Origin of the sequence: Streptomyces sp. NPDC032161, assembly GCF_040636995.1 — a bacterium.
Lineage (GTDB): Bacteria > Actinomycetota > Actinomycetes > Streptomycetales > Streptomycetaceae > Streptomyces.
Window position 1 is genome coordinate 76,346 of record NZ_JBEZVN010000021.1, and the last position, 21,014, is coordinate 97,359.

Consider the following 21,014-nt stretch of genomic DNA (forward strand, 5'->3'; position numbering starts at 1 on the left):
CGGCCCGGGTCGGAACGGTGGACCGGGTGGTTGCGGCGGGCCGGAGCGCTCCGGTCGGGCGGCGGAGCGCTCCGGCCCGGCGGGGAGGCGGTTCGGCGGGACCGAGGTGTCCTGTGGGGCCGACGCGTTCAGCCGGTTCGAGCGGCCCGACGAGGGTTTCGGTCCCGCGACCCGTCAGCGGCAGACGGCCAGCGCGTCCAGTGCCACCGCGCCCTGACCCCGCCCCAGCACCATCAGCGGGTTGATGTCCAGTTCGGCGAGGTCGTCACCCAGTTCCAGCGCCATCCGCTGCACCCGCAGCACGACTTCCACGAGCGCGTCCACGTCCGCCGGCGGGCCGCCGCGCACCCCTTCCAACAGGGCCCGGCCGCGCAGTTCGCCGAGCATCGACCTGGCCTGGTCCTCGCCGAACGGCGGCACCCGTACGGCCGCGTCGTGCAGCACCTCGACGAGTACGCCGCCCAGCCCGACCGTGACCGTCGGCCCGAACAACGGGTCCTGCGTGACGCCGACCATCATCTCGACGCCCCGCTCGATCATCTGGCAGACCAGGATGCCGTCCAGGTCGATGTGCTCGTACCGCGCGATGTCGGTCAGCTCGCGGTACGCGTCGCGCACCTGACTGGCGGAGGTCAGCCCGACCTTGACGAGGCCCAGTTCCGTCTTGTGGGCGAGCCGGGCCCCCGACGCCTTCATGACGACCGGGTAGCCGACCAGCCCCGCTGCTCGGACGGCCGCCGCCGCGCTGGTCACCAGCTGCTCGCGCGGCACCCGGATCCCGTACGCCCGCAGCAACTGCTTCGCCGCGTGCTCGCTCAGCTGGTTGCCCGCGCGCAGCAGTCCCCGCGCCTTGCGGAAGGACGGCGACGGCGTGCGTGGCGCCTCGTCGAAGGGGGAGCGGTAGCGGGTGGTGAACCGGTGGTGGTCCAGATACGCCTTCACGGCGGTGACGCAGTTGCGGAACGTACGGAACGTGGCGACGCGGGAGGACCCGAGCAGCGTCGTGCGGTACGCGTCCTCGGTGCCGACGGGCGAGCCCCACACCACGCAGACCAGCTTGTCCGTGGCCTCCGCCGCGTCCACCAGGTCCTGCGCGAGTTTGTCGCTCATCGGCGGGAAGGGGCCGGTGATCGGACAGATCAGGACCCCTGTGTCCGGGTCGGCGAGGATCGCCTCGATGATCTTCCGGCCCCGCCAGTCGCCGACCGGGTGCCCGCCGTTGTCGACCGGGTTCGCGACGTTCAGATAGCCGGGTATCCACTGGTGCAGCTCGCGCTGCTTCTCCTCGGACAGGGTGGGGAGGTTCAGTCCCGCGCCGGTCGCCAGGTCCGAGAAGTGCGCGCCCGTGCCGCCGGAGATCGAATACACGACGACTCCGTCGGCCAGCGGCTTGCGGGCCCGGGCCAGCAGTGCGGCCGTGTCCTGGAGCTCGTCGAGCCCGTCCACCCGGATCACGCCGAACTGCCGCATCGCCGCGTCCACCACCTCGTCCGCGCCGGTCAGTTTGCCGGTGTGCGAGGCGGCCGTCCTGGCCCCCGTCTCCGTACGCCCCACCTTGACCGCCACCACCGGCACCCCGGCCCGTGCGGCCCGGTCCGCGGCCAGCAGAAAGGAGCGCCCGTCCTTGAGCCCCTCCACGTAGCAGGCGATGGCCCCGACCTCCGGGCGCTGTGAGAAGTACGAGATGAAGTCGGCGGTCTCCAGATCCGCCTCGTTGCCCGTGGGTGCCCAGTGCGAGAGCCGCACCCCCAGCTCCTGAAGGGTGTACACGGGGCGTCCCTGGTGACCCGACTGGGTGATCAGGGCGATCGCCGGTCCGTCCAGGTCGTCCCGGAACTTCTCGAAGGCGTTGAGGTTGGTGTTCGGCCCGAGCAGCCGCAGCCCGGACCGCTCCACCGCCTCGGCCAGTCGTGCCTGGGCGGCGGCGCCCTCCTCGCCGGTCTCGGCGAACCCGGAGGCGAAGGCGACCGCGAACCTCACCTTGGCCCGGGCGAGTTCCTCGATCACGGGGAGCGGATCGCCGACCAGAAGCACGGCCAGGTCGACCTGCTCCGGCAGATCCGCGACGGACGGGAAGCAGGGCCGTCCGAACACGGTCCTGCGGGTGGAGTGGACGGGATGCAGCCGGGCGCCGACCCGTTCGGCCCAGGCGATCAGCTGTCGGGTGATCCCCGTGTTGGGGCGTCCCTCGGCGTCGGAGGCGCCGACGACGGCCACGGACTCGGGCCGGAAGAACCGGTCCAGGTCCGGCACGGGCGCGTGCAGCGGTCGGCCGCTGACATCGAGATCGCCCTCCGCGGCGGCGGTCGCCATGCAGCGGACGGTGGCGTGCGGTTCCTCGCCGCAGGCCACCACCCGGGCGCGGAAGTCGGTGGTGAGGGTGCCGTGAGTCGATCCAAGCATCGTTCCGCCCGCTCCTGCTCGAAGTCCGTCGGGTGCCTGCTTCCGGCCAGCCAATAGCTGACACTCTGTCAGGTTACTGAACTGACGGCTCGTCAGGAATGGGTGTGCAGGCAATACGTGCAGGCAATACGTGCAGGCGGCGCGTGCAGGCAATGCGTACAACCTCTGTGTGATCTTGAACGTCCAATGTGCAGGCCGGCTAATCGGCCGAACTCGTCGTCCTCGGCCCACCTTTGGGGGAGAGAATGAGACCTGACGTCGCCCGGCGCACCACGCGCCTCGGGGCCCGTACCGCCGCCGCAGCGGCCACCGGCCTGCTGACCGCCGGACTGCTCGCCGTCGGAGCCGCGGTACCCGCGTCCGCCGATGAGCCGACCGGCCAGACCGACCAGTTGTGGATCAACGCGCCCATCGAACAGACCCTGCCGCTCGGTGGTGGTTCCGACGGCGAGCCGCAGAGCCGTTCGCTGGACATCGGGCTCTCCCACGACAACGACAACTTCGCCGTCACGGACGGCCGGCTCACGGTCGACATCTCCGGCATCGCCGGAGTGGCCGAGGTGACCTGGCCCGACAACTGCACCCCGAGCGGAACGACGGCCGTGTGCGGTGTCCCCGAGGTTCCGGTCATCGGTGACGCCTACAGCCCGCAGGTCCACCTCACCGTGCGGGCCGCCGAAGGCGCCGCGGCCGGGGCGCACGGCCGGATCACCTACGCGGCCGTCGCCACCGGCGGGCCCACGGGCAGCCTGGAAGCCCCGCTCGACTCGTTCGACACCACGCTCACCGTCGCCGGCGGGCCGGACCTGTCCCTCGGGAACGTCGCCCCGGTGAAGGGCGCCCAGCCGGGCAGCACGCACACCGTGCCGTTCACGCTCACCAACAAGGGCGACGACCGTTCCGAGGGCTTCACCGTCAGGCTGGTCGCCTCGTACGGGCTCGATCTCGTCACCCGGTACCCGGAGTGCGCGTACCGGTCCATCGGCGGTGACGACTACGCCCCGATGACCGAGGCCACCTGTACGTTCGACGAGGTCCTCGAACCGGGTGAGTCCTTCGCGCTGCCCGAGCCGATGCGGGTGGCCCTGGCCCCGCACGCGTACGCCGAGCGCCTCGACATCAGCGTCGAGCCCGGCAACGGGGCCACCGACCTGGCGGAGGAGGACAACTACACCATCGCCTCCCTCGGCGCGGTGAACACCGCCGACTTCGAGGCGCGGGGTGCCCGCGTCGCGGGCGTCGCCGGTGAGACCGTGACCGCCGAACTCGGGTTCCGCAACAACGGCCCGGCCTGGCTCGGCAATCTCGGCTCCGGTGACCCCGTCGCCCTGGTCGACTTCACCGTTCCCGAGGGCGTCACCGTCACCTCCGTGCCCGACGCCTGCGAGCCGCGCACCCTGAGCGGCGGCTACCACCCGGGCCGGACCGGCGCCCCGCGATACGTGTGCGACCTGCCGTACTGGACGCTGCCGGACACGACGCACGCCTTCCCGTTCAAGCTGCGCATCGACCGGGTCGTGCCCGACGCCACCGGCCAGGTCGTTCTCCGGCCGAGCTTCGGCAGCACGCCGTTCCCGTTCGACCCGGACGCCGGGAACAACACCGCCCGGCTCGTGGTGAACGCCACCTCGGACGCCACCCCCGCGGGATAGCAGGCGGGATGCGGGGCGCGTCCGGGTCCGTCCGGCCGCGCCCCGCGCGTGTCCGAAGGCATCCCCGGCGCCGCGCGCGTGTCCGAAAGCCCGCTCGCGCCCCGCCCACACGCACGGGCCCCGTCGTGTCCCGAGCGCCGAGCGCAGCGCGCATGTGCGGACCCGGTGCGCAGGCCGGTCAGCGGGCCCGGCGTGCCGTCCCTCTGGCGACTCTTCCGGCGACCTTCCTGGCTATCTTCCGGGCGTCCAGGGCCATTTCGCGCAGCATGCCGCTGATCGGGTTGGTGAACCCGGTGAAGTACAGGCCGGGCGCCTGCTTGGGCGTACGGCCGCCGCGCACCACCGGGCGGCCCCGGGCGTCCAGCACGCCGAGGTGGCCGACCAGCCCCTCCAGGGACCGTCGGTAGCCGGTCGCCGCGATCACCGCGTCCGGGGTGATCCGGCTCCCGTCGGCCAGCACCACCGCGTCCCCGTCGAACGACTCGACGGCCGCCACCGGTACCACCCGGCCGCGCCTCACCGCGTCGATCAGTCCCACGTCCTGTACCGGAATGGCGCCCTCCCGGACCCGTGAGCACAGCCCGGTGTCCGGACGCGGCAGCCCGTACGCGCTGAGGTCGGGCACCGCCAGTCGGCCCATCAGACGCGCGGCCGGGTCCACCAGCCACACCGGCAGCCTGCGCACCAGGACGGCCGTCGCCTGGGAGGACCAGCCGAGCGTCGAGCGGCGCACGATGTGCGGCGCCGTGCGCACCGCGATCCGCACCCGCGACGCCCCGCCCTCCACCAGGTCCACGGCGATCTCGGCGCCCGTGTTGCCGATGCCGACGACGAGGACGTCCCGGCCCGCGTAGGGCGCGGCGTCGCGGTACTCGGAGGCGTGCGCGAACGTGCCGGTGAAGGTGTCGCGCCCCGGCCAGTCGGGGACGCGCGGGGTGTGGTTGAAGCCGGTGGCGACCACGACCGCGCGTCCGGTCAGCATCCGGCCGCCGCTCGCGGCCAGTTGCCAGTCGGAGCCGTCCGGGGCCCGGTCGACGCGGGAGACCTCGACGCCCGTCACGACCTCCAACTCGTGGTGCTCGGCGTACTTCTCCAGATAGCGCACCACGTCGTCCCGGGCCACCCAGCGCCCGAACCGGCGCGGCATCGCCAGGCCCGGCAGCGCGGACCGTCGGCGGGTGGTGTGCAGGTGCAGCCGGTCGTAGTGGCCGCGCCAGGACGCCCCGACGTCGCCGGACTTCTCCAGCACCACCGCCCGCACACCGCGTTCGCGCAGGGCCGCGGCGGCGGCCAGGCCGCCCGGACCGCCGCCGATGACGTACACGGGCCGGTCCTCGGTGCGGTCGTTGAGGGCCGGGGCGGAACCAGCCGCGGCGGGGGCGGTGTGCGACATGGTTCTGGAGCGTAATCGCGAAGCTGGTTGATGGGTCTCGGTCAAGCCCGGAATCGATTGCGAATCGGTCACAGGCCGAATCGATCACGGGGATCAATCGCTCGTGGGGGCCTGCGTCTTGTGTCCGCCGCCGATGTCAGGTGAACTGACGTGCCGTCAGATTCCTTGGGTGGGAGGGCTCATGCAGACGATCTGGCTCGGCGGAGCCGAGTGGCTGGCCGTTCTCCGGGTGGGCCTCGGGCTGTGGTGGCTGGAGAGCTGGCGGCACAAGGACAAGAAGGGCTGGTTCGAACGAGGTACGGGCATCGCCTGGGCCGCCGACGTGGCGGCGAAACACCGGTGGGGTGTCGTACGCACCGGCTTCCGGCGGATCGTCGCCCCCCGCCCCAAGGCGATGGCCTACGTCGTCGTGTACGCCGAACTCGCCCTCGGGCTGGGTCTGGTCGCCGGATTCCTCACCCCCGTCGCCCTCGTCGGCGGGCTGCTCCTCAACCTTCTCTACCTGGTGCTGATGATCCACGACTGGGCCGAGCAGGGACAGAACGCGATGATGGCGCTCATCTCGCTCGTGGCGCTGTTCGCGATGTCCTGGCAGACCTGGTCCCTCGACCACGCGATCGGACTCTTCCTGTGACCGCCACCGGCCCCTCCCCGCGCTTCGACCTTCCCGAACCCGACGCCTTCACCCGCCCCTACTGGGACGCCGCCGCCTGTGGGCGGCTGCTGCTGCGCCGCTGCGGTGCCTGCGGGCGTGCCCACCACTATCCGCGCGAGTTCTGCCCGTACTGCTGGAGCGAGGACGTCGTGTGGGAGGGGGCGAGCGGGGACGCCACGCTGTACACGTGGTCGGTCGTCCATCGCAACGACCTGCCGCCGTTCGGCGCCCGGGTCCCGTACACCGCCGCCGTGGTCGACCTGGCCGAGGGGCCGCGGATGATGACGGAGATCGTGGACTGCGCGGAGCCGGACCTGGTGATCGGCATGCCGCTGCGGGTGACGTTCCGGCGGGAGCCGGGCCGGGAGGCCGTTGCGGTCTTCCGGCCCTGAGCCGCGATGCGATGCCCGGCGTGCCGGTGTCTCAATGGGTCCCGGCGTCGCGCAGCTTGCGGCGTTCCCGGAAGTTGGGGTGGCGAACGGTCACGCCCCCCATGCCGCACGATCCCGTCAGTCGGAGCAGCGGCGCACCGGGAACCCGCTCGCCCGTGGTCTTGTCCTTCAGCCCGCCGAGGCCGAGGGACAGCTCGTCGGCCTGCACGGCCCAGCCCTGCGGGACGACGATCTTCACGCCCCCCATGCCCCCGTGCACGTCCAGTTCGATCTCACGCCACCGGCAATCGGCGAGGGTGAAGTCGATCCTGACGCCGCCGGCGCCGGCCCGGGCGCGTATCGCCGGGGGCACCTTCCAGCGGCCCGAGCGGGACGCGCCGTGCATGCCTCCGTCGAGGACCAGCGGCTCGCCCGCGGCCACCGCGACGGGCACCAGGTCCTCGGTGAGCGGTACCAGTTCCGCGCAGGTCCTGGCGGACAGGGCCAGCCCGAGACGGGTGTCCAGCTCGTCGAGGTCGATGCGTCCCTCGGCCGCCGCCTCCCGCAGCTGGTCGACCACCGCCTCGCGGTCGGCATCGGAGGCGCGCAGGGGTTTGGCGGAACGCGAGGGCTCGGCAGTCATGGCAGCGATGATACGGACGAGCGTGTCATGAGGTGCCCGGCGCGTTCACGCCCGTACCCGGCCGTCCCTGACGGCTCCCCGCGCAGCCCACGGCCCCTCACGGCCCACACGGCTCGCCACGCACCCCGCAGCTCCCCACGGCTCCCTCACAGCCCCGGCGCCCCCCACACCGGGAACCACCGCGCCAGGTCCTTCTCCATCCGCAGGTCGTCCCCGAGTACCGCCCTGATCTGCAGCTCCAGCTGGTTGTCACGCTTCTCGACGCCGCCGGGCGCGGGCGCGAACGGGTAGAACGTGCCGCGCTTGTACAGGTAGACCAGGGCCAGCGGGCGATCGTGGTCGTCGCGGAAGCCGATCAGCGAGCAGAGCAGCTGCGGCCCGAAGCCGCCGTCCTGGAGCAGGGTGTTGACCGCGTGCAGATCGTTGACCAGGGACGCCACGTCGTCCGGGGACTGGCGGGCGAGCAGCCAGGTGTAGCCGTACGCGTCCTGGCTGAACTCCACCGGGACGCCGCCGCGGTCGGTGTCGGCGTCGAGGAGTTCGCGCACGTCCTGCCGTACGCGGGCGAAGGAGCCGCCCTCGACGCCCGCGAAGCAGACGGAGCCGAGGCCGGTGGGCGTGAACCCGGCGCCCGCCTGGAGGGTGAGGGCGGCGGAGGGCACGGCGAAGAGCTGGTCGAGGTCGGGGCGGACCGGTTTGCTGCGGCCCAGGATGGCGTCGAGAAGACCCATGAACGTTCCTTACGGGGTTCTGGCCCTTGGCGAGTCGTGGACGGGACGGGGCCGGCTCGCGGGTGAGCGGGGCCGGCTCACGGGCGGGCGAGGTCGGCGGAGATACGGGCCAGCTGGTCGAGGCGCTGTTCCAGGGTCGGGTGGGAGGAGAGCAGCCGGCTCAGGCTCTCCTTGGACGAGAACGCGGGGACGAAGTAGAAGGCGTTGTACGGCTCCGCCTTGCGCAGGTCCTCGGTCGGGATGCGGGCCATCTGGCCGCTCACCTTCGTGAGGGCGGAGGCGAGGGCCGAGGGGCGGCCGGTCAGCAGGGCGGCGGCCCGGTCGGCGGACAGCTCGCGGTAGCGCGAGAGCAGCCGGGTGAGCAGGAAGCTCAGCACGTACACGACCGCGCTGATCAGCGGGATCAGCAGGACCACGATGCCGATGGGATCGTTGCTCCGGCTGCTGCGGGAGAGGCCGCCCCACAGGGCGACGCGGGTGATGATCCCGGCCAGCACACCGAGGAACGAGGCGATCGTCATCACGGCCACGTCGCGGTGGGCCACGTGCGACATCTCGTGTGCGAGCACACCCTCCAGCTCCGGTGGCTCCAGCCTGCGCAGGAGTCCGGTGGTGGCGCAGACCAGGGCCGTCTTCTCGCTGCGGCCCGTGGCGAAGGCGTTCGGTACGTCGCTCTGCGCGATGGCCACGCGCGGTTTCGGCATGTCGGCGAGGGCGCAGATCCGGTCGATGGCGCCGTGCAGCTCGGGCGCCTCCTCCGGCGTCACCTCGCGGGCCCCCATGCTGAACGCCGCGATGCGGTCACTGAACCAGAACTGCGCGATGAACATGCCGCCGACCAGGATCAGGATGATCGGCCAGGCACCGCGCAGCACGGCGAGCAGTACGCCGACCAGGACCACGTACAGCAGTCCGATCAGGAACATGGTGCTGACCATGCGGGTGGTCAGCCCACTGTCCGGGGCGTAACGGGAACGGGTCCGGCTCATAGTCGCCTCCAGTCGCCCTGTCGCCTTCCATCTTGCCCCTTTCACCCGAAAAGCGGGGATGGGTGTGAGAGCGGAGGCGGGCGGGAGGGGGAGGAGGTGCGAGAGCGGGGGCACGTGCGGGAGACGGGGCGGGGAGGGGCTCGACGTGCGCGCTCGGTCCGGCGGCGGGAGAGTGGCCGACGGAGAGAAAATGGATCAGGGAGGGCCCGAGGGACCACCGGAGGATATTTGGCCGAACATCACCTGGACCCGTTAGATGCCTCGGGCATCTAGTGGGCAGAGATCGGTAGGACTCCCTCCACCCCTGCGAGGTCTGCCATGGCCGTTGCCGAGACCATCCCGTTCCCGCAGAACCGCACCTGCCCCTATCACCCCCCGACCGAATACCGCGACGCGCAGCGCGACGACCAGCCCGTCTTCCCCGTTCGTCTGTTCGACGGACGCACGGTGTGGATGGTGACGGGACACGCCGAGGCGCGCTCACTCCTGGTGGACCCGAGACTGTCGTCCGACCGGGAGAACCCCTCGTTCCCGATCTTCGCCGAACGGGTGGCCAAGTCGTCCCTGCGCCGTGTCGAACTGATCGGCGTCGACGACCCGGAACACAACGTCCAGCGCCGGATGCTGATCCCGAGCTTCACGGTCAAGCGGACGGAGGCCCTGCGGCCGCACATCCAGCAGATCGTGGACCGGCTCCTCGACCAGATGATCGAGCAGGGGCCGCCGACCGACCTGATCAGCGACTTCGCACTGCCCGTGCCCTCCATGGTCATCTGCTCGCTCCTCGGCGTGCCCTACTCCGACCACGAGTTCTTCGAGGCGCAGTCGCGCAAGCTGCTGCGCGGTCCCGCGGCGGCCGACGTGGAGGCCGCGAGGGAGGCGCTCGACGACTACTTCCGGGTGCTGATCGATCAGAAGCGCACCGACCCGGGCGAGGGGCTGCTGGACGAGCTCATCGCGAAGCAGCTGGAGACCGGGGCCGTGGACCACGAACAACTGGTCCGACTGTCCGAGATCCTGCTCGTGGCCGGCCACGAGACGACCGCCAACATGATCTCGCTCGGTACGTTCACCCTTCTCCAGCATCCCGACCAACTGGCCCGGATGCGCGAGTCGGACGACCTGATGACCTCCGCGGTCGAGGAACTGCTGCGCTTCCTGTCCATCGCCGACGGGATGGCGCGGGTGGCCGTGGCGGACGTCGAGGTGGGCGGCGTGACCATCAGGGCGGGCGACGGCATCATCCTGTCCACCTCGGTGATCAACCGCGACGAGAACGTCTACCCCGCGCCGGACGAACTGGACGTCGGCCGGAACGCGCGCAACCACGTCGCGTTCGGGTTCGGGGTCCACCAGTGCCTGGGGCAGAACCTGGCGCGGGCCGAACTGGAGATCGCGCTGCGCGAGCTGTTGCGGCGCCTTCCGGGACTGAGCCTGGCGGTGCCCGCGGACGAGGTCCCGTTCAAGCCGGGCGACACCATTCAGGGGCTGCTCGAACTGCCTGTGACGTGGTGATCTCGAATCTCCCGTGACGTGGTGATCCGGTGACCGGGACCGGAGTGCCCCGACCGGCCGGATCGGAAAGGTTTGACGAGATGCGGATCGACATCGACAAGGAGCGGTGCATCGGCGCGGGTCAGTGCGCGCTCAACGCACCGAAGGTGTTCACCCAGGACGACGACGGGTTCAGCGAACTGCTGCCCGACTACGAGGACGCCCTCGAAGGGCCCACGGTCAAGGAGGCCGCCCGCGCCTGCCCGGTGCAGGCGATCACCATCACCTGACCACCACCTCGGTCGCCGGGTGCGACCCGTGGGTCCGTGAGCGTGCGGGGACGTGACACCGAATGGGTTCGCGTCCCCGCACGGTGCCCGCGCGGGCCCTTCCGTGCGGTCAGGTCCTTCCGTGCGGTCAGGGACCTTCCGCGCGGTCGTGGTGGGCCGTCCGTGGTGGGCCGTACGTGGTGGGTCGGCGGGGGTGGGCCGTACGTGGTCAGGGCCAGAGCAGTTCCCGGTCCCAGGCGGCCTCCCGCCTGACGTAGCGCAGCCGTACATGCCGTCGTTCGGCGTCCCCCTGGAAGAACTCGACCGCCCGGGGCTCGACCACGTACCGCGTCCAGCTCACGACCTCCGCGTCCGGCTCCGCACGGGCCCGCTCCCAGGCCAGGTCGGAGGCGCGGTTCAGATCGTCGTACGAGCCCAGCACCTCGCTCTGCCGCCCGACCAGCGCCGACGCCAGCGCCCCGGTCGAGCGGGCGTGCAGATCGGCCCGGCTCTCGGCGGGCGAGCAGGCGGTGACCGGCCCCCGTACCCGTACCTGCCGCCCCTGGGCGGGCCAGTAGAAGCCGAGAGCGGCGTGCGGGTGGGCGGTGAGCTGGTGGCCCTTCGCGCTGGTGCGGTGGGTGGCGAAGTGCCAGCCGCGCTCGTCCGCGTCGTGCAGCATCACCGTCCGCACGTCGGGCCGCCCCTCGGCGTCGACGGTGGCCAGCGACATCGTGTGCGGCTCGGTCTGCCCGGCCGCCACGGCCTCGGCGAACCACGCGTGGAAGAGCGGAAGCGGGGCGGCGGGGGCGGTGTCCGGGGCGAAGGCCGGGAGGTCGATGTCCCAGACGCGCTGGGCGTGCAGCAGGTCGAGGAAGCTCTGTCGCGCGTCGGACTTCTGTACGTCACTCATGGCCCCCATTGCAGCGCATGGCCGCTTGCCGTGTCCCCGTCCGGTCCCGTCCCGGGTTCCCGTTCCCGCCCGGTCCCGTCCTGTGTTCCGTTCCCTCTGTCTCCCCGTCTCCCCGGCTCTCCGTCCGTGCTTCCGGCTTCCGGCCCGGCCCGTCCGTGTCTTCGGCCGGGCCTCGTGCGCCGGCCGCTTCAGCCCCGCCCCAGCACCACCGTCCCCGACGAGCAGAACCAGCCGCCCGTCCCCGACGCCACCGCCAGTTCCGGCAGTCCGCCGCCCCTCCTGCGCACCTGGCGCGCGCCCGCCTCCCCGCGCAGCTGCCGTACCGCCTCCACCAGCAGGAACAGCCCGCGCATCCCGGGGTGGCAGGCGGACAGCCCGCCACCGTCCGTGTTGACCGGCAGCTCGCCGGTCAGGCCGGTCCGGCCCTTCTCCACGAATGCGCCGCCCTCGCCCTTCGCGCAGAATCCCAGGTCCTCCAGCGTCACCAGCGTCATGTAGGTGAACGCGTCGTAGATCTCCGCGAGATCGATGTCCGACGGCCGCACCCCGGCCCGCTCGAACGCCAGCCGGCCCGAGACCGCCGCCGGGGAGACCGTGAAGTCGTCCCACTCGGACATGGCGGAGTGCGAGACGTGCTCGCCCGTGCCGAGGACCCACACGGGGTCCTTCGCCGTGTCCGGCACGTGGTCCTCGGCTGCCAGCAGCACCGCGCAGCCGCCGTCGCTGCGGATGCAGCAGTGCAGCTTGGTGAACGGGTCCGCGATCATCGGCCCCGACAGCACGTCGTCCACGGTGATCGGGTCACGGAACATCGCGTCCGGGTTGGCCGCGGCGTTCGCCCGGGCCTGGACCGCCACCTCGGCGAGCTGTTCCAGGGTCGTCCCGTACTCGTGCATGTGGCGGCGGGCGGCCATCGCGTACTTCGCGATCAGCGAGTGCCCGTACGGCACCTCGAACTGGAGCGGACCGCGCGCCCCGAAGGAGAGGTTGGAGGTCCGGCGCCCCGCCTTGATGTCCGCCCGGGCCGTCGACCCGTACACCAGCAGTACGGCATCGGCGTGACCCGCGGCGACGGCGTCCGCCGCGTGGGCCGCCATCACCTCCCAGGTCGAGCCGCCCACCGCGGTGGAATCCACCCATCTGGGCTTCAGCCCCAGGTACTCGGCGACCTCGACCGGGGCGAGCGCGCCGAGCCCGGCGGAGGCGAAGCCGTCGACCACGGACCGGTCCAGGCCCGAATCGGCCAGTGCCCGACGTGCGGCCTGGGCGTGCAGGGCGTACGGCGTGGCGTCGTCGACGCGTCCGCAGTCCGCGAGCGATATGCCGACGACGGCGACCTTGCGGTGGGAGGCAGACATAAATCTGACGGTACATCAGATACGCTTCGGGCGGACCCTCGCGTACGCCGTCGTCGCGCGGGCCGACCGGCTGGGGCGCCCCGCGGTCGACCGGGTGCGCCGCCGCGTGGACCGGCCGTCCGGGGCGCCCCGTCGGTCATGCGGGCGGCCCCGCCGGTCGCGTGACCGCCCCGGTTGCGCGGCTCTGGGCATCTCGGTGGATCGCCCCTAACATGACGGGCCGTCAGATCGGCGGCCGGGGCCGCCGAGGGGAAGGAGCCCGATGATGGACGCCGCCTTCACCGCGGAGCAGGACGCGATCCGCCGCACCCTGCGGGAACTGCTCGCCGAGCACGCCGGATCGGACGGAATCCGGAGCGCCGTACGCACCGCCGACGGATACGACACGGCCCTGTGGCACCGCCTCGCCCGGGACCTCGGGCTGCCCGGACTGGCCCTCCCGGAGGAGTACGGGGGCGTCGGCTGCGGCCTCATCGAACTCGCCGTCGCCTGTGAGGAGACCGGGCGGGTCCTGCTGCCGTCGCCGCTGATCGCCACCGCCGCCCTGGCCGCGCCCCTGATCGCCGCACTCGGCACCGGGGTCCAGCGCGCCGCTCTGCTGCCGCGCCTCGCCACGGGCGGGCTGACCGCGAGCCTCGCCGTCCCCGGCGTCTCGCTCCCCGCCGCGCTCGGCCTCACCGACGACCCGACCGGTGGCGCCTGGGCGGGTGGCGGCCGGGCGGGCGGCATCCAGGCCGTACCGGCCGCCGACGGGGCGGGCTGGCGGCTGTACGGGGAGGCCACGCAGGTCCTGGACGGGCACAGCGCGGGACTTCTCGTGGTCGCCGCCCACGCCGGGGGCTTCCCGCGCAGCCGTACGCTCCTCTTCCTGGTCCGCCCGGACGGGGCGGCCGGTGTCGTCCGGGTCCGTCGCACCACCCTGGACGAGACCCGCCCGCTGGCCCGCGTCGAACTGCGGGACGCCGGTGCCGAGCTCCTGGGCGCGGACCACACCGCGGACGTGGCCGGCGCACTCGCCTCGGCCGGCCCCCCGTTCGCCGCCCTGCTCGCGGCGGAGGCGGTGGGGGCGGCGACGAGCGCGCTGGAGCGGACCGTCGAGTACGTCAGGACGCGCGAACAGTTCGGCCGGGCGATCGGCTCCTTCCAGGCCGTGAAGCACCGTCTCGCGGACCTGTACGTACGGGTTCGGGCCGCTCGTTCCGCGGCGTACTACGCGGCCTGGGATCCGGCCGCCGGGGGCCTCGCCCTCGCCCAGGCACTGGAGGCACTGCGGATCACCGCGGCCGAGTCCGTGCAACTGCACGGCGGGATCGGGTTCACCTGGGAACACGACGCCCATCTGTACTTCAAGCGGGCCGCCGCGGACGAACTGCTCTTCGGGCCCGTCCACGGGCTTCGCGCCCACGTGGCGGAGCTGGCCGGGCTGTTCGCGCCTCCTGGCGGCGCGCGCCCCGGCGACATGCGTACGGGCGGCGCGCGCCCCGGCGAAGTCCATCCCGACGGCGCACACCCCGACGCCGTACATCCGGGCGGCGCTCGCCGCGGCGGCGAACATCCCGGCGGCGCACGGGTGGCCGGGCGGGTGGCCGTCTGATGGCGTCCGGTGTCCGGCTGATCCAGAAGGTCTCCGCCACCCGCGCCTTCGCGAGGATCGCCCCGCACGTCGTCCCGGCCATGGACCGGGCGGTGCACCGGCTCACGCGCGGCAGGGTGCTGCTCAGTGCCCGGATGCTGCCGGGACTGGTGCTCACGGTGCCGGGCGCGAGGAGCGGGCGGCCCAGGACCACTCCGCTGGCCTGCATGCCGGAGGGCGGGGCGGCCGTGCCGGGGGACGGGACACCCCGGAGCTGGATCCTGGTCGGCAGCAACTTCGGCCGCCCGGGGCATCCGGCCTGGACCGCGAACCTGCTGGCCGGTCCCGACAAGGCCGTCGTCAACTGGAACGGGCGCGACATCCCCGTACGCGCCAGGCTGCTGAAGGGTGCGGAGCGGGAGACGGCGTGGCGGGCGGCGCTGAGGTTCTGGCCCCCGTACGCGTCCTACCAGGCGCGGATCGAGCGGGAGATCCGGCTCTTCAGACTGGAACAGTCGGGTGACGCGGCGGGCTGACGGAGCGAACCGGCGGGCTGACGGAGCGTACCGGCGGGGTCGGCCACCCGGTGGGGCCGCCGGTCCCGGGGGCCCGGCCACCCGGCGCCGGGGCGCCGATCGGCAGGACCGGCCGTCCGGCGGTGCCGTGCGGCGCGCGACGAACCGGTGATGCGTACCGGGGCCCCCGGGGAGCCCCGGATACGCCGACGGCGGACCACGCATGTGGTCCGCCGTCGGCGAGACAGGACCTGGGGCGCCCGGATCGGCCGGACGGTACCCAGTGGGGGAAGTGAGGGGAACCCGGCGCGGGACTACCTCGTCGGTTTCTTGCCGGTGATGCCCAGATGCACCAACAGCGCGAGGTTCGGCTTGAGTTCGGCCTGCTTCACGCCCCAGGTCGTGAAGCCCTTCTGGTGGGAGGCGACCGCGGCCAGCATCGCGACGATCGAGCCGGCCATCGCGGCGGCGCTGACGTCCTTGTCGACCTTGCCACGGGCCTGGAGGTCCTTCACCGCCTCCGTGAGGGAGTTCGTCACCGAATTGAGGATCTTCATGCGGATCTTGTAGAAGCGTTTGTCGCCCTCGGCCGCTCCGAGGTCGACCACGCGCAGGATCGCGTCATGATGTCGCCAGAAGTCGAGGAACCCCTCGACGAACTCTTCGGCGGTCTGCCAGCCGGCCTTGCCGACCCAGGAGCGACCGGCGACCAATTCGGTCAATCCGGCGCCCTCTTTGGCCATTTCCTCGGCGATTTCGAGGACGGCGCCCTCGACGTCGGGGAAGTACTGGTAGAAGGTCGCGGGTGAAGTCCCCGCCCTACGGGCCACGTCGATGACCTTGACGTCCCGGTACGGCGAGGAACTGAGCATCTCGCTGAGGCAGTCGAGCAGCTTCTGCCGCGTCGCCTGTCCGCGTCGACCGGCCACGCGGCCGTCGACGGTGCGTACTTGTCCTGTCATGCCGTCAGCTTACCGAGGGGTGATCCGAGCGCGATTCGGCCGACTGCAAATGGGGAGCCCCGCAGGTGCGCCGGGGGGAGTGGCCGAAAAGTGACGCATGGACCCCGCAGGCAGACAAGTCCTATCAACAGCCTGTGGATAACTTCGGTGGATAACTTTCTGTGACGCCGCGATATCGAACTTTTCTTCGAAGGATGATCTCGGTGTGGTCACCCGGAGCGCGGCGCGCGCCACTCGCGGTTACGTTTGCTGTGACGAGCGTCACCGATGTGAACCGTGAGCCATCGCGGACGGCCGAGCGCGACCGCGAACGGCCGGGGTGGTCGAGCGCGGTCGGGGGCAACGGCGTGAAGACGGAAGGACCGGGCCATGGCCGCATTCGCGCGATCCGCGCCGTGCTGGGTGGATGTGCAGCTTCCCGACCTCGAAGCGGGCAAGCGCTTCTACGGCGAGCTGTTCGGCTGGACCTTCCGGCCCGGCGAGGGCGCGTACGCGGACGCGTTCAGCGGCGGCAGGCTCGTCGCCGCGCTCGTCGCCAAGCAAGACGGCTGCATGCCCACCGCCTGGGGGATCTACTTCGCGACCGACGACGCCGCCGCGTCCGTCGCCCGGATCAGGGAGGCGGGCGGCACGGTGATCACCGATCCCGTATGGGCCGGCGGTGCGGGGGTGGTCGCCCAGGCGGCCGACCCCGGTGGGGCGGTGTTCGGGCTGTGGCAGGCCGGTGAGCGCGAGGGCTTCGAGAAGCAGAACGAACCCGTCTCGTTCTGCTGGACCGAGGTCCACACCCGGCAGCGGGACCGCGTCGACGCCTTCTACGAGGAGGTCTTCGGCTTCCAGGGCACCGATCTCGGCGCCTCCGGTGCCGACGCCTCCGATTCCGATTCCGGTACCGGCTCCGGCACTTCCGATTCCGGCGACTCCGGCTCCGGTGACTCCGATGCCTCCGACGCCGATGTTCCCGGTACCTCCGACGCCTCCGGCCCCGACTTCCGTATGTGGTCCCCGGCGGGCACCGAACCGGGTCCCGACACCGCGATCGGTGGCCGCAGCGTCATCACCGACGCCTTCCCCGCCGAACTGCCGAGTTACTTCCTCGTCTGCTTCGCCGTCGAGGACTGCAACTCCACCGCAGGTCACGCCGTACGCCTCGGCGGTCGCATCACCGAGCCGCCCTTCGACGTCCCGTACGGACGGATGGCGGTGCTCCAGGACGATCAGGGCGCCGTGTTCGCCGTGCTTCAGCCCGTTGTGTCCGGGAAGCGGACGGAGTGACCTGTGACACCCCGGTCCGCCCCCGGGTTCGCAACCGGGGGCTCAGCCAGGAACAATCGGGGTGCGCACCGCCGGGTGGTGCCCAGTGGTGAGACGCCGCGCAAGGCGGGTTTTCGCGGGCTTCCGTTTCTGGAGGTCCGTACGGGGAGGTGGCAGGGCAAGTGGTGGAGCAGCTGACGCAGCACGACCCGAGGCGGATCGGCCCGTTCGAGGTGCTGGGACGGCTCGGGGCCGGTGGCATGGGGCTGGTCTATCTCGCACGCTCGGCTTCGGGCCGGCGGGTGGCGATCAAGACGGTGCGTACGGAGCTCGCCGAGGACCAGCTGTTCCGGGTCCGCTTCACGCGTGAGGTGGAGGCCGCCCGGGCCGTCAGCGGCTTCTACACGGCCGCGGTCGTGGACGCCGACCCGCGGGCCGCCGTGCCGTGGCTCGCCACCGCCTATGTGCCCGCTCCCTCGCTCGAAGAGATCGTGAACGAGTGCGGTCCCATGCCGGTGCAGGCGGTGCGCTGGCTGGCCGCCGGGATCGCCGAGGCGCTCCAGTCGATCCACGGCGCCGGGCTCGTCCACCGCGACATGAAGCCGTCGAACGTGCTCGTCGTCGAGGACGGCCCCCGGGTGATCGACTTCGGGATCGCGTCGGGCGTCTCCAACACCCGGCTGACCATGACGAACGTCGCCGTCGGCACCCCCGCGTACATGTCGCCCGAGCAGGCCAGGGACTCGCGCAGCGTCACCGGCGCCAGCGACATCTTCTCGCTCGGCTCGACCCTGGTCTTCGCCGCCACCGGCCACGCGCCGTTCCACGGGGGCAACCCCGTGGAAACGGTCTTCATGCTGCTGCGCGAGGGCCCCGATCTGGAGGGGCTGCCGGAGGAGCTGCGTCCGCTGATCGAGTCCTGCATGCAGATGGACGCCGCCCTGCGCCCCAGCCCCGCCGACCTCCAGGCCCAGCTCGCCCCGCACCTCTTCGCCTCCGGCGGTGACGACAGCGGTACGGCCTCGGCGTGGCTGCCGTCCGCCGCCACCGCGCTGATCGAGCAACGCCGGGGCGGCCGCAAGCCCGCTTCCCACGCGCCCGCATCCGCGCCCGGACCCGGCACCGCGCCACCGGCACCTGCTCCCGAGCCCGCTCCGGCCCCGGTGCCTCCGCCACCCCAGCAGCCGCCGGCCGCCGATCCGCACCCCGCGTGGCACGGCGGCGACGCGGATCCGCACCCCGCCGCCCCGGCCCAGCTGCCCGACGGCGGCGGCCCGGTCCGGCTGCCCGGCACGCAGGTGCCGATCGGCCCCGGTCCGCGTGCCCAGGACGTGCGGGCCGCCGCCACGGCCGCCCCGGACGCCGGCCCCGCGACCGGTTGGGTGCGCCCGCCCGCCGGGGTGAACGGTGCGGCTGCCACCGGCGCCGCCGGGGTGAACGGAGGCGCGCCGCCGGCCCCGCTGCCCGCGCCGACGCACGCCCCGGACGCGCCGCCCCCGGGCCCCGAGCGCTGGCGGCCCTGGCGCTTCCGGATGTCGAACGACGTCTGGGGCACCCCTGTCGTCGTCGGGGACCTCCTCTACGTCACCTCGTTCGAGGTGCACGCCCTGGACATCGGCAACGGGCGGCGCCAGTTCAAGACCCGGGACGTGGCCTGGGCGATGGCCGTCGAGGGCGGCAGGATCCACGCCTCCGACGGGCCGTCGCTGTACGCCCTGGACGCCACGACCGGCGCCGAGCAATGGCGGCTGCAGACCGACGCCTGGGTGTACTCCCTGAAGGCCGAGCGCGGCACCGTCGTCACCGGCACCCGGGGCGGCGGCGTCCAGGCGTGGGAGGCGTCCACGGGCGAGAAGCTGTGGGAGGCCATGGGCCTGCAGACCGACTTCGAGTCGCAGGACGCGGGGCCCGCGCTCCACGACGGCACGGTCTTCCTCTGGCAGGACGCCCGGCTGCGCGCCGTCGACGCGCGCACCGGCATGGAGCGCTGGGCGTACCCCATCGGCGACGCGGCCTCCTGCGGAGGTGTGCCGGTCCGGGTGACCCCGGCGTCGGACGGCTTCGTGTACATCACCGCCGGTGCCCGGGTGCTGGCCGTCGATCTCGTGTCCGGCCACGTCCGCTGGCACTTCGAGTCGCCCGCGGTGTTCCTCTCCCCGCCCGCGTTCGCGCCCGGACCCGCCGTCACCGGAGGCGGCGTGTACCTCGCGGACTACCTCGGCACGGTGTACGCGCTCGACGCCTCGACCGGCAAGGACCGCTGGCGGATCGCCACGGAGTCCCGGCAGTCGGCCGAGCCGGTCCTGGTGACGGCGGGGAACGTCCATGTCGGCAGTGGCAGCGCGCTGTACACGCTCGACGCGGTCACCGGAACCCCGAAGTGGCGGTTCGCGGCGGGCGGAGAGGTGGTCGGCGCGCCCGTGGTCGCCGACGGCCGGGTGCACTTCGGCTCCGCCGACCACGTCCTATACACCCTGGACGCGGCGGGCGGACAGCTCCGCTGGAAGCTGGCGACGGGCGGCGAGATCACCGGTTCCCCGGTGGCGCGCGGCGGTGTCGTGTACGCGTGCAGCAAGGACCGCTGCGTCTACGCGCTGGACGCGCTGAAGGGGACGGGCACGGGCAACCGCGCCCGCACGTAGCACAGCGGTCTCGCTTCCACGGGTTCACGGCGCGATGGGTCACGGGGTCACGGCTCCCAGGATCCCGACCCGGGGCGCCCGGGACCGTCGTCCGGCCGGCCCCTGTGCCCGGGGCCCTCGTCCGGCCCGGTGTGCCCAGGTCCTTCGTCCGGCCCAGGACGTGGCCGCGATCCCGGTCCCGGCTCCGGTCCGGTGTACGGGTGCGGCTCGGGCTCCGGAAGCGTGCTCGTCTGCACGGACGGCCCCGGCTCCTGCGTCGGCGGCCAGGTGTCCGGGTGCTCCGGACCGGGCGCCGCGTACGGCCGGGCGTCCCCCTCGTGCACGGGGTGCCGCCGACCGGGCCGCCACCCGCCTTCGCGCCGCTCGCCACCGCGCCGCCGGCCCGGCATCAGGGCCGCGCCCAGCAGGGTCAGCACCCCGCCCGCCGCCGCGCCGGCCACGCCCCACCGCAGCCCGGAACCGTTGCTCGCGATCCCCAGACCGCCCAGCACCTGCCCCTGGCGCACCATCCACAGCACGGTGAACCCGAGCACCAGCACACCCGCCACCGCCACCAGCGACCGCGAACGCAGCACCACGCCGATCACCGTCAGCAGGGCCGTGAAGAGGAAGAACAGAAAGATCGAGCTCAGCAGGCCCGGTCGGGCGGAGGTGATCCCGGTGAACGGGTCCAGGATTCGGTACTGACGCCCGAGGCGTCCGTCGTACCAGTGACGGTAGGGGCTCAACACGGTGACGGCCGCACCGACGAGGGCGAGAACCGAACCGGGGACATTGCGGATCATCATCGGCCTCCTGCCTGCGCACGCACGGACCGGTGCCGCGGGCCGGTGCGGGGCCGGCCCTGCGAACCGGTGTCGCGTGCCGGCGTCACAGGTCCGTGTCACGGATCGGCACCACTCCCGGCCTCGACGCTACGCCCGCCCCACAGGCCTCGCCACCGTGCGCTAACGTGACGCGGTTGTTCGATGCACAACAACTCGGAGCGGGCAACCGCACGGGTGCCGTCCGGGACGCCATGGGCCGTCCGGGATGTGGATGGCGCCATCCGGGACGTCAACGGACGACGACACAGGACGACGACTACGAGGTCGCGCGCATAGGCGGGGCGGAGGAAGGAGCGGGGCGAGGGGCAAGCCCGGCAAGGCGGAGGAGGGAGGCGACGCGGAGCGTCGTCGACCGACGACAACGCCGCCAGGC

18 protein-coding genes are annotated in these 21,014 nt (G+C 72.5%); 9 read left to right on the forward strand and 9 right to left on the reverse strand.

What is annotated here, in order from left to right:
• Positions 1 to 174: 174 nt before the first annotated feature.
• Positions 175 to 2,403, reverse strand: coding sequence for an acetate--CoA ligase family protein (locus tag AB0E67_RS26580; protein ID WP_362031179.1), 2,229 nt, complete (start codon positions 2,401 to 2,403; stop codon positions 175 to 177).
• Positions 2,404 to 2,648: 245 nt separating this feature from the next.
• Here AB0E67_RS26580 and AB0E67_RS26585 point away from each other — a divergent pair, with 245 nt between their 5' ends.
• Positions 2,649 to 4,055 (forward strand): hypothetical protein, encoded by a 1,407-nt coding sequence (locus tag AB0E67_RS26585; protein WP_362031181.1) that lies wholly within the window; start codon positions 2,649 to 2,651, stop codon positions 4,053 to 4,055.
• A gap of 178 nt (positions 4,056 to 4,233) precedes the next feature.
• On the opposite strand, the gene AB0E67_RS26590 is transcribed toward AB0E67_RS26585, so the two are convergent.
• Positions 4,234 to 5,448 (reverse strand): NAD(P)/FAD-dependent oxidoreductase, encoded by a 1,215-nt coding sequence (locus AB0E67_RS26590; RefSeq protein WP_362031183.1) that lies wholly within the window; start codon positions 5,446 to 5,448, stop codon positions 4,234 to 4,236.
• Between the two features lie 181 nt (positions 5,449 to 5,629).
• Here AB0E67_RS26590 and AB0E67_RS26595 point away from each other — a divergent pair, with 181 nt between their 5' ends.
• Both AB0E67_RS26595 and AB0E67_RS26600 read left to right on the forward strand, forming a co-directional pair.
• Positions 5,630 to 6,082 carry a DoxX family protein gene (locus tag AB0E67_RS26595; RefSeq protein ID WP_362031185.1) on the forward strand — a complete coding sequence of 151 codons (453 nt, stop codon included), beginning with the start codon at positions 5,630 to 5,632 and terminating at the stop codon, positions 6,080 to 6,082.
• Positions 6,079 to 6,495, forward strand: coding sequence for a Zn-ribbon domain-containing OB-fold protein (locus AB0E67_RS26600; protein ID WP_362031187.1), 417 nt, complete (start codon positions 6,079 to 6,081; stop codon positions 6,493 to 6,495). Before AB0E67_RS26595 ends, AB0E67_RS26600 begins: the two co-directional genes overlap by 4 nt.
• 31 nt (positions 6,496 to 6,526) lie before the next feature.
• On the opposite strand, the gene AB0E67_RS26605 is transcribed toward AB0E67_RS26600, so the two are convergent.
• The 3 genes from AB0E67_RS26605 to htpX all read right to left on the reverse strand — a co-directional run bounded on the left by AB0E67_RS26605 (position 6,527) and on the right by htpX (position 8,837).
• Complete coding sequence (locus AB0E67_RS26605; protein ID WP_362031189.1) at positions 6,527 to 7,117, reverse strand: DUF1707 domain-containing protein; 591 nt, start codon at positions 7,115 to 7,117, stop codon at positions 6,527 to 6,529.
• 146 nt (positions 7,118 to 7,263) lie between these two features.
• Positions 7,264 to 7,848 (reverse strand): hypothetical protein, encoded by a 585-nt coding sequence (locus AB0E67_RS26610; RefSeq protein ID WP_362031190.1) that lies wholly within the window; start codon positions 7,846 to 7,848, stop codon positions 7,264 to 7,266.
• Positions 7,849 to 7,925: 77 nt separating this feature from the next.
• Positions 7,926 to 8,837, reverse strand: a complete 912-nt coding sequence (gene htpX, locus AB0E67_RS26615) for a zinc metalloprotease HtpX (protein WP_073785489.1) — start codon at positions 8,835 to 8,837, stop codon at positions 7,926 to 7,928.
• Positions 8,838 to 9,155: 318 nt separating this feature from the next.
• Between htpX and AB0E67_RS26620 the strand changes: the two genes are divergently transcribed.
• Together AB0E67_RS26620 and AB0E67_RS26625 are read left to right on the forward strand one after the other, a co-directional pair.
• Positions 9,156 to 10,352: a cytochrome P450 gene (locus tag AB0E67_RS26620; RefSeq protein ID WP_362031192.1), complete on the forward strand. Its 1,197-nt coding sequence runs from the start codon at positions 9,156 to 9,158 to the stop codon at positions 10,350 to 10,352.
• 80 nt (positions 10,353 to 10,432) lie between these two features.
• Complete coding sequence (locus tag AB0E67_RS26625; protein WP_073785485.1) at positions 10,433 to 10,621, forward strand: ferredoxin; 189 nt, start codon at positions 10,433 to 10,435, stop codon at positions 10,619 to 10,621.
• 208 nt (positions 10,622 to 10,829) lie between these two features.
• Here the strand turns inward: AB0E67_RS26625 and AB0E67_RS26630 are convergent, their stop codons facing one another.
• Both AB0E67_RS26630 and AB0E67_RS26635 read right to left on the reverse strand, forming a co-directional pair.
• Positions 10,830 to 11,510, reverse strand: a complete 681-nt coding sequence (locus AB0E67_RS26630) for a pyridoxal 5'-phosphate synthase (protein WP_362031194.1) — start codon at positions 11,508 to 11,510, stop codon at positions 10,830 to 10,832.
• A gap of 188 nt (positions 11,511 to 11,698) precedes the next feature.
• Entirely contained in the window at positions 11,699 to 12,868 is a 1,170-nt protein-coding gene (locus AB0E67_RS26635) for an acetyl-CoA acetyltransferase (RefSeq protein ID WP_362031196.1), read from the reverse strand.
• 265 nt (positions 12,869 to 13,133) lie between these two features.
• Between AB0E67_RS26635 and AB0E67_RS26640 the strand changes: the two genes are divergently transcribed.
• Both AB0E67_RS26640 and AB0E67_RS26645 read left to right on the forward strand, forming a co-directional pair.
• Positions 13,134 to 14,462, forward strand: a complete 1,329-nt coding sequence (locus AB0E67_RS26640) for an acyl-CoA dehydrogenase family protein (RefSeq protein WP_362031219.1) — start codon at positions 13,134 to 13,136, stop codon at positions 14,460 to 14,462.
• Positions 14,462 to 14,977 carry a nitroreductase family deazaflavin-dependent oxidoreductase gene (locus AB0E67_RS26645; protein WP_362031198.1) on the forward strand — a complete coding sequence of 172 codons (516 nt, stop codon included), beginning with the start codon at positions 14,462 to 14,464 and terminating at the stop codon, positions 14,975 to 14,977. Before AB0E67_RS26640 ends, AB0E67_RS26645 begins: the two co-directional genes overlap by 1 nt.
• A gap of 293 nt (positions 14,978 to 15,270) precedes the next feature.
• Here AB0E67_RS26645 and AB0E67_RS26650 read toward each other — a convergent pair whose 3' ends face one another.
• A complete protein-coding gene (locus tag AB0E67_RS26650) occupies positions 15,271 to 15,918 on the reverse strand; it encodes a TetR family transcriptional regulator (protein WP_362031200.1) in 648 nt (215 codons plus the stop codon).
• A 369-nt stretch (positions 15,919 to 16,287) separates the two neighbouring features.
• Here AB0E67_RS26650 and AB0E67_RS26655 point away from each other — a divergent pair, with 369 nt between their 5' ends.
• Both AB0E67_RS26655 and AB0E67_RS26660 read left to right on the forward strand, forming a co-directional pair.
• Complete coding sequence (locus tag AB0E67_RS26655) at positions 16,288 to 17,193, forward strand: VOC family protein (RefSeq protein WP_362031202.1); 906 nt, start codon at positions 16,288 to 16,290, stop codon at positions 17,191 to 17,193.
• Between the two features lie 164 nt (positions 17,194 to 17,357).
• The gene (locus AB0E67_RS26660) at positions 17,358 to 19,814 is read left to right on the forward strand and encodes a PQQ-binding-like beta-propeller repeat protein (protein WP_362031221.1); all 2,457 of its coding nucleotides are present in this window, start codon (positions 17,358 to 17,360) and stop codon (positions 19,812 to 19,814) included.
• A gap of 47 nt (positions 19,815 to 19,861) precedes the next feature.
• On the opposite strand, the gene AB0E67_RS26665 is transcribed toward AB0E67_RS26660, so the two are convergent.
• Entirely contained in the window at positions 19,862 to 20,599 is a 738-nt protein-coding gene (locus AB0E67_RS26665) for a hypothetical protein (protein ID WP_362031223.1), read from the reverse strand.
• Between the last annotated feature and the right edge of the window lie 415 nt (positions 20,600 to 21,014).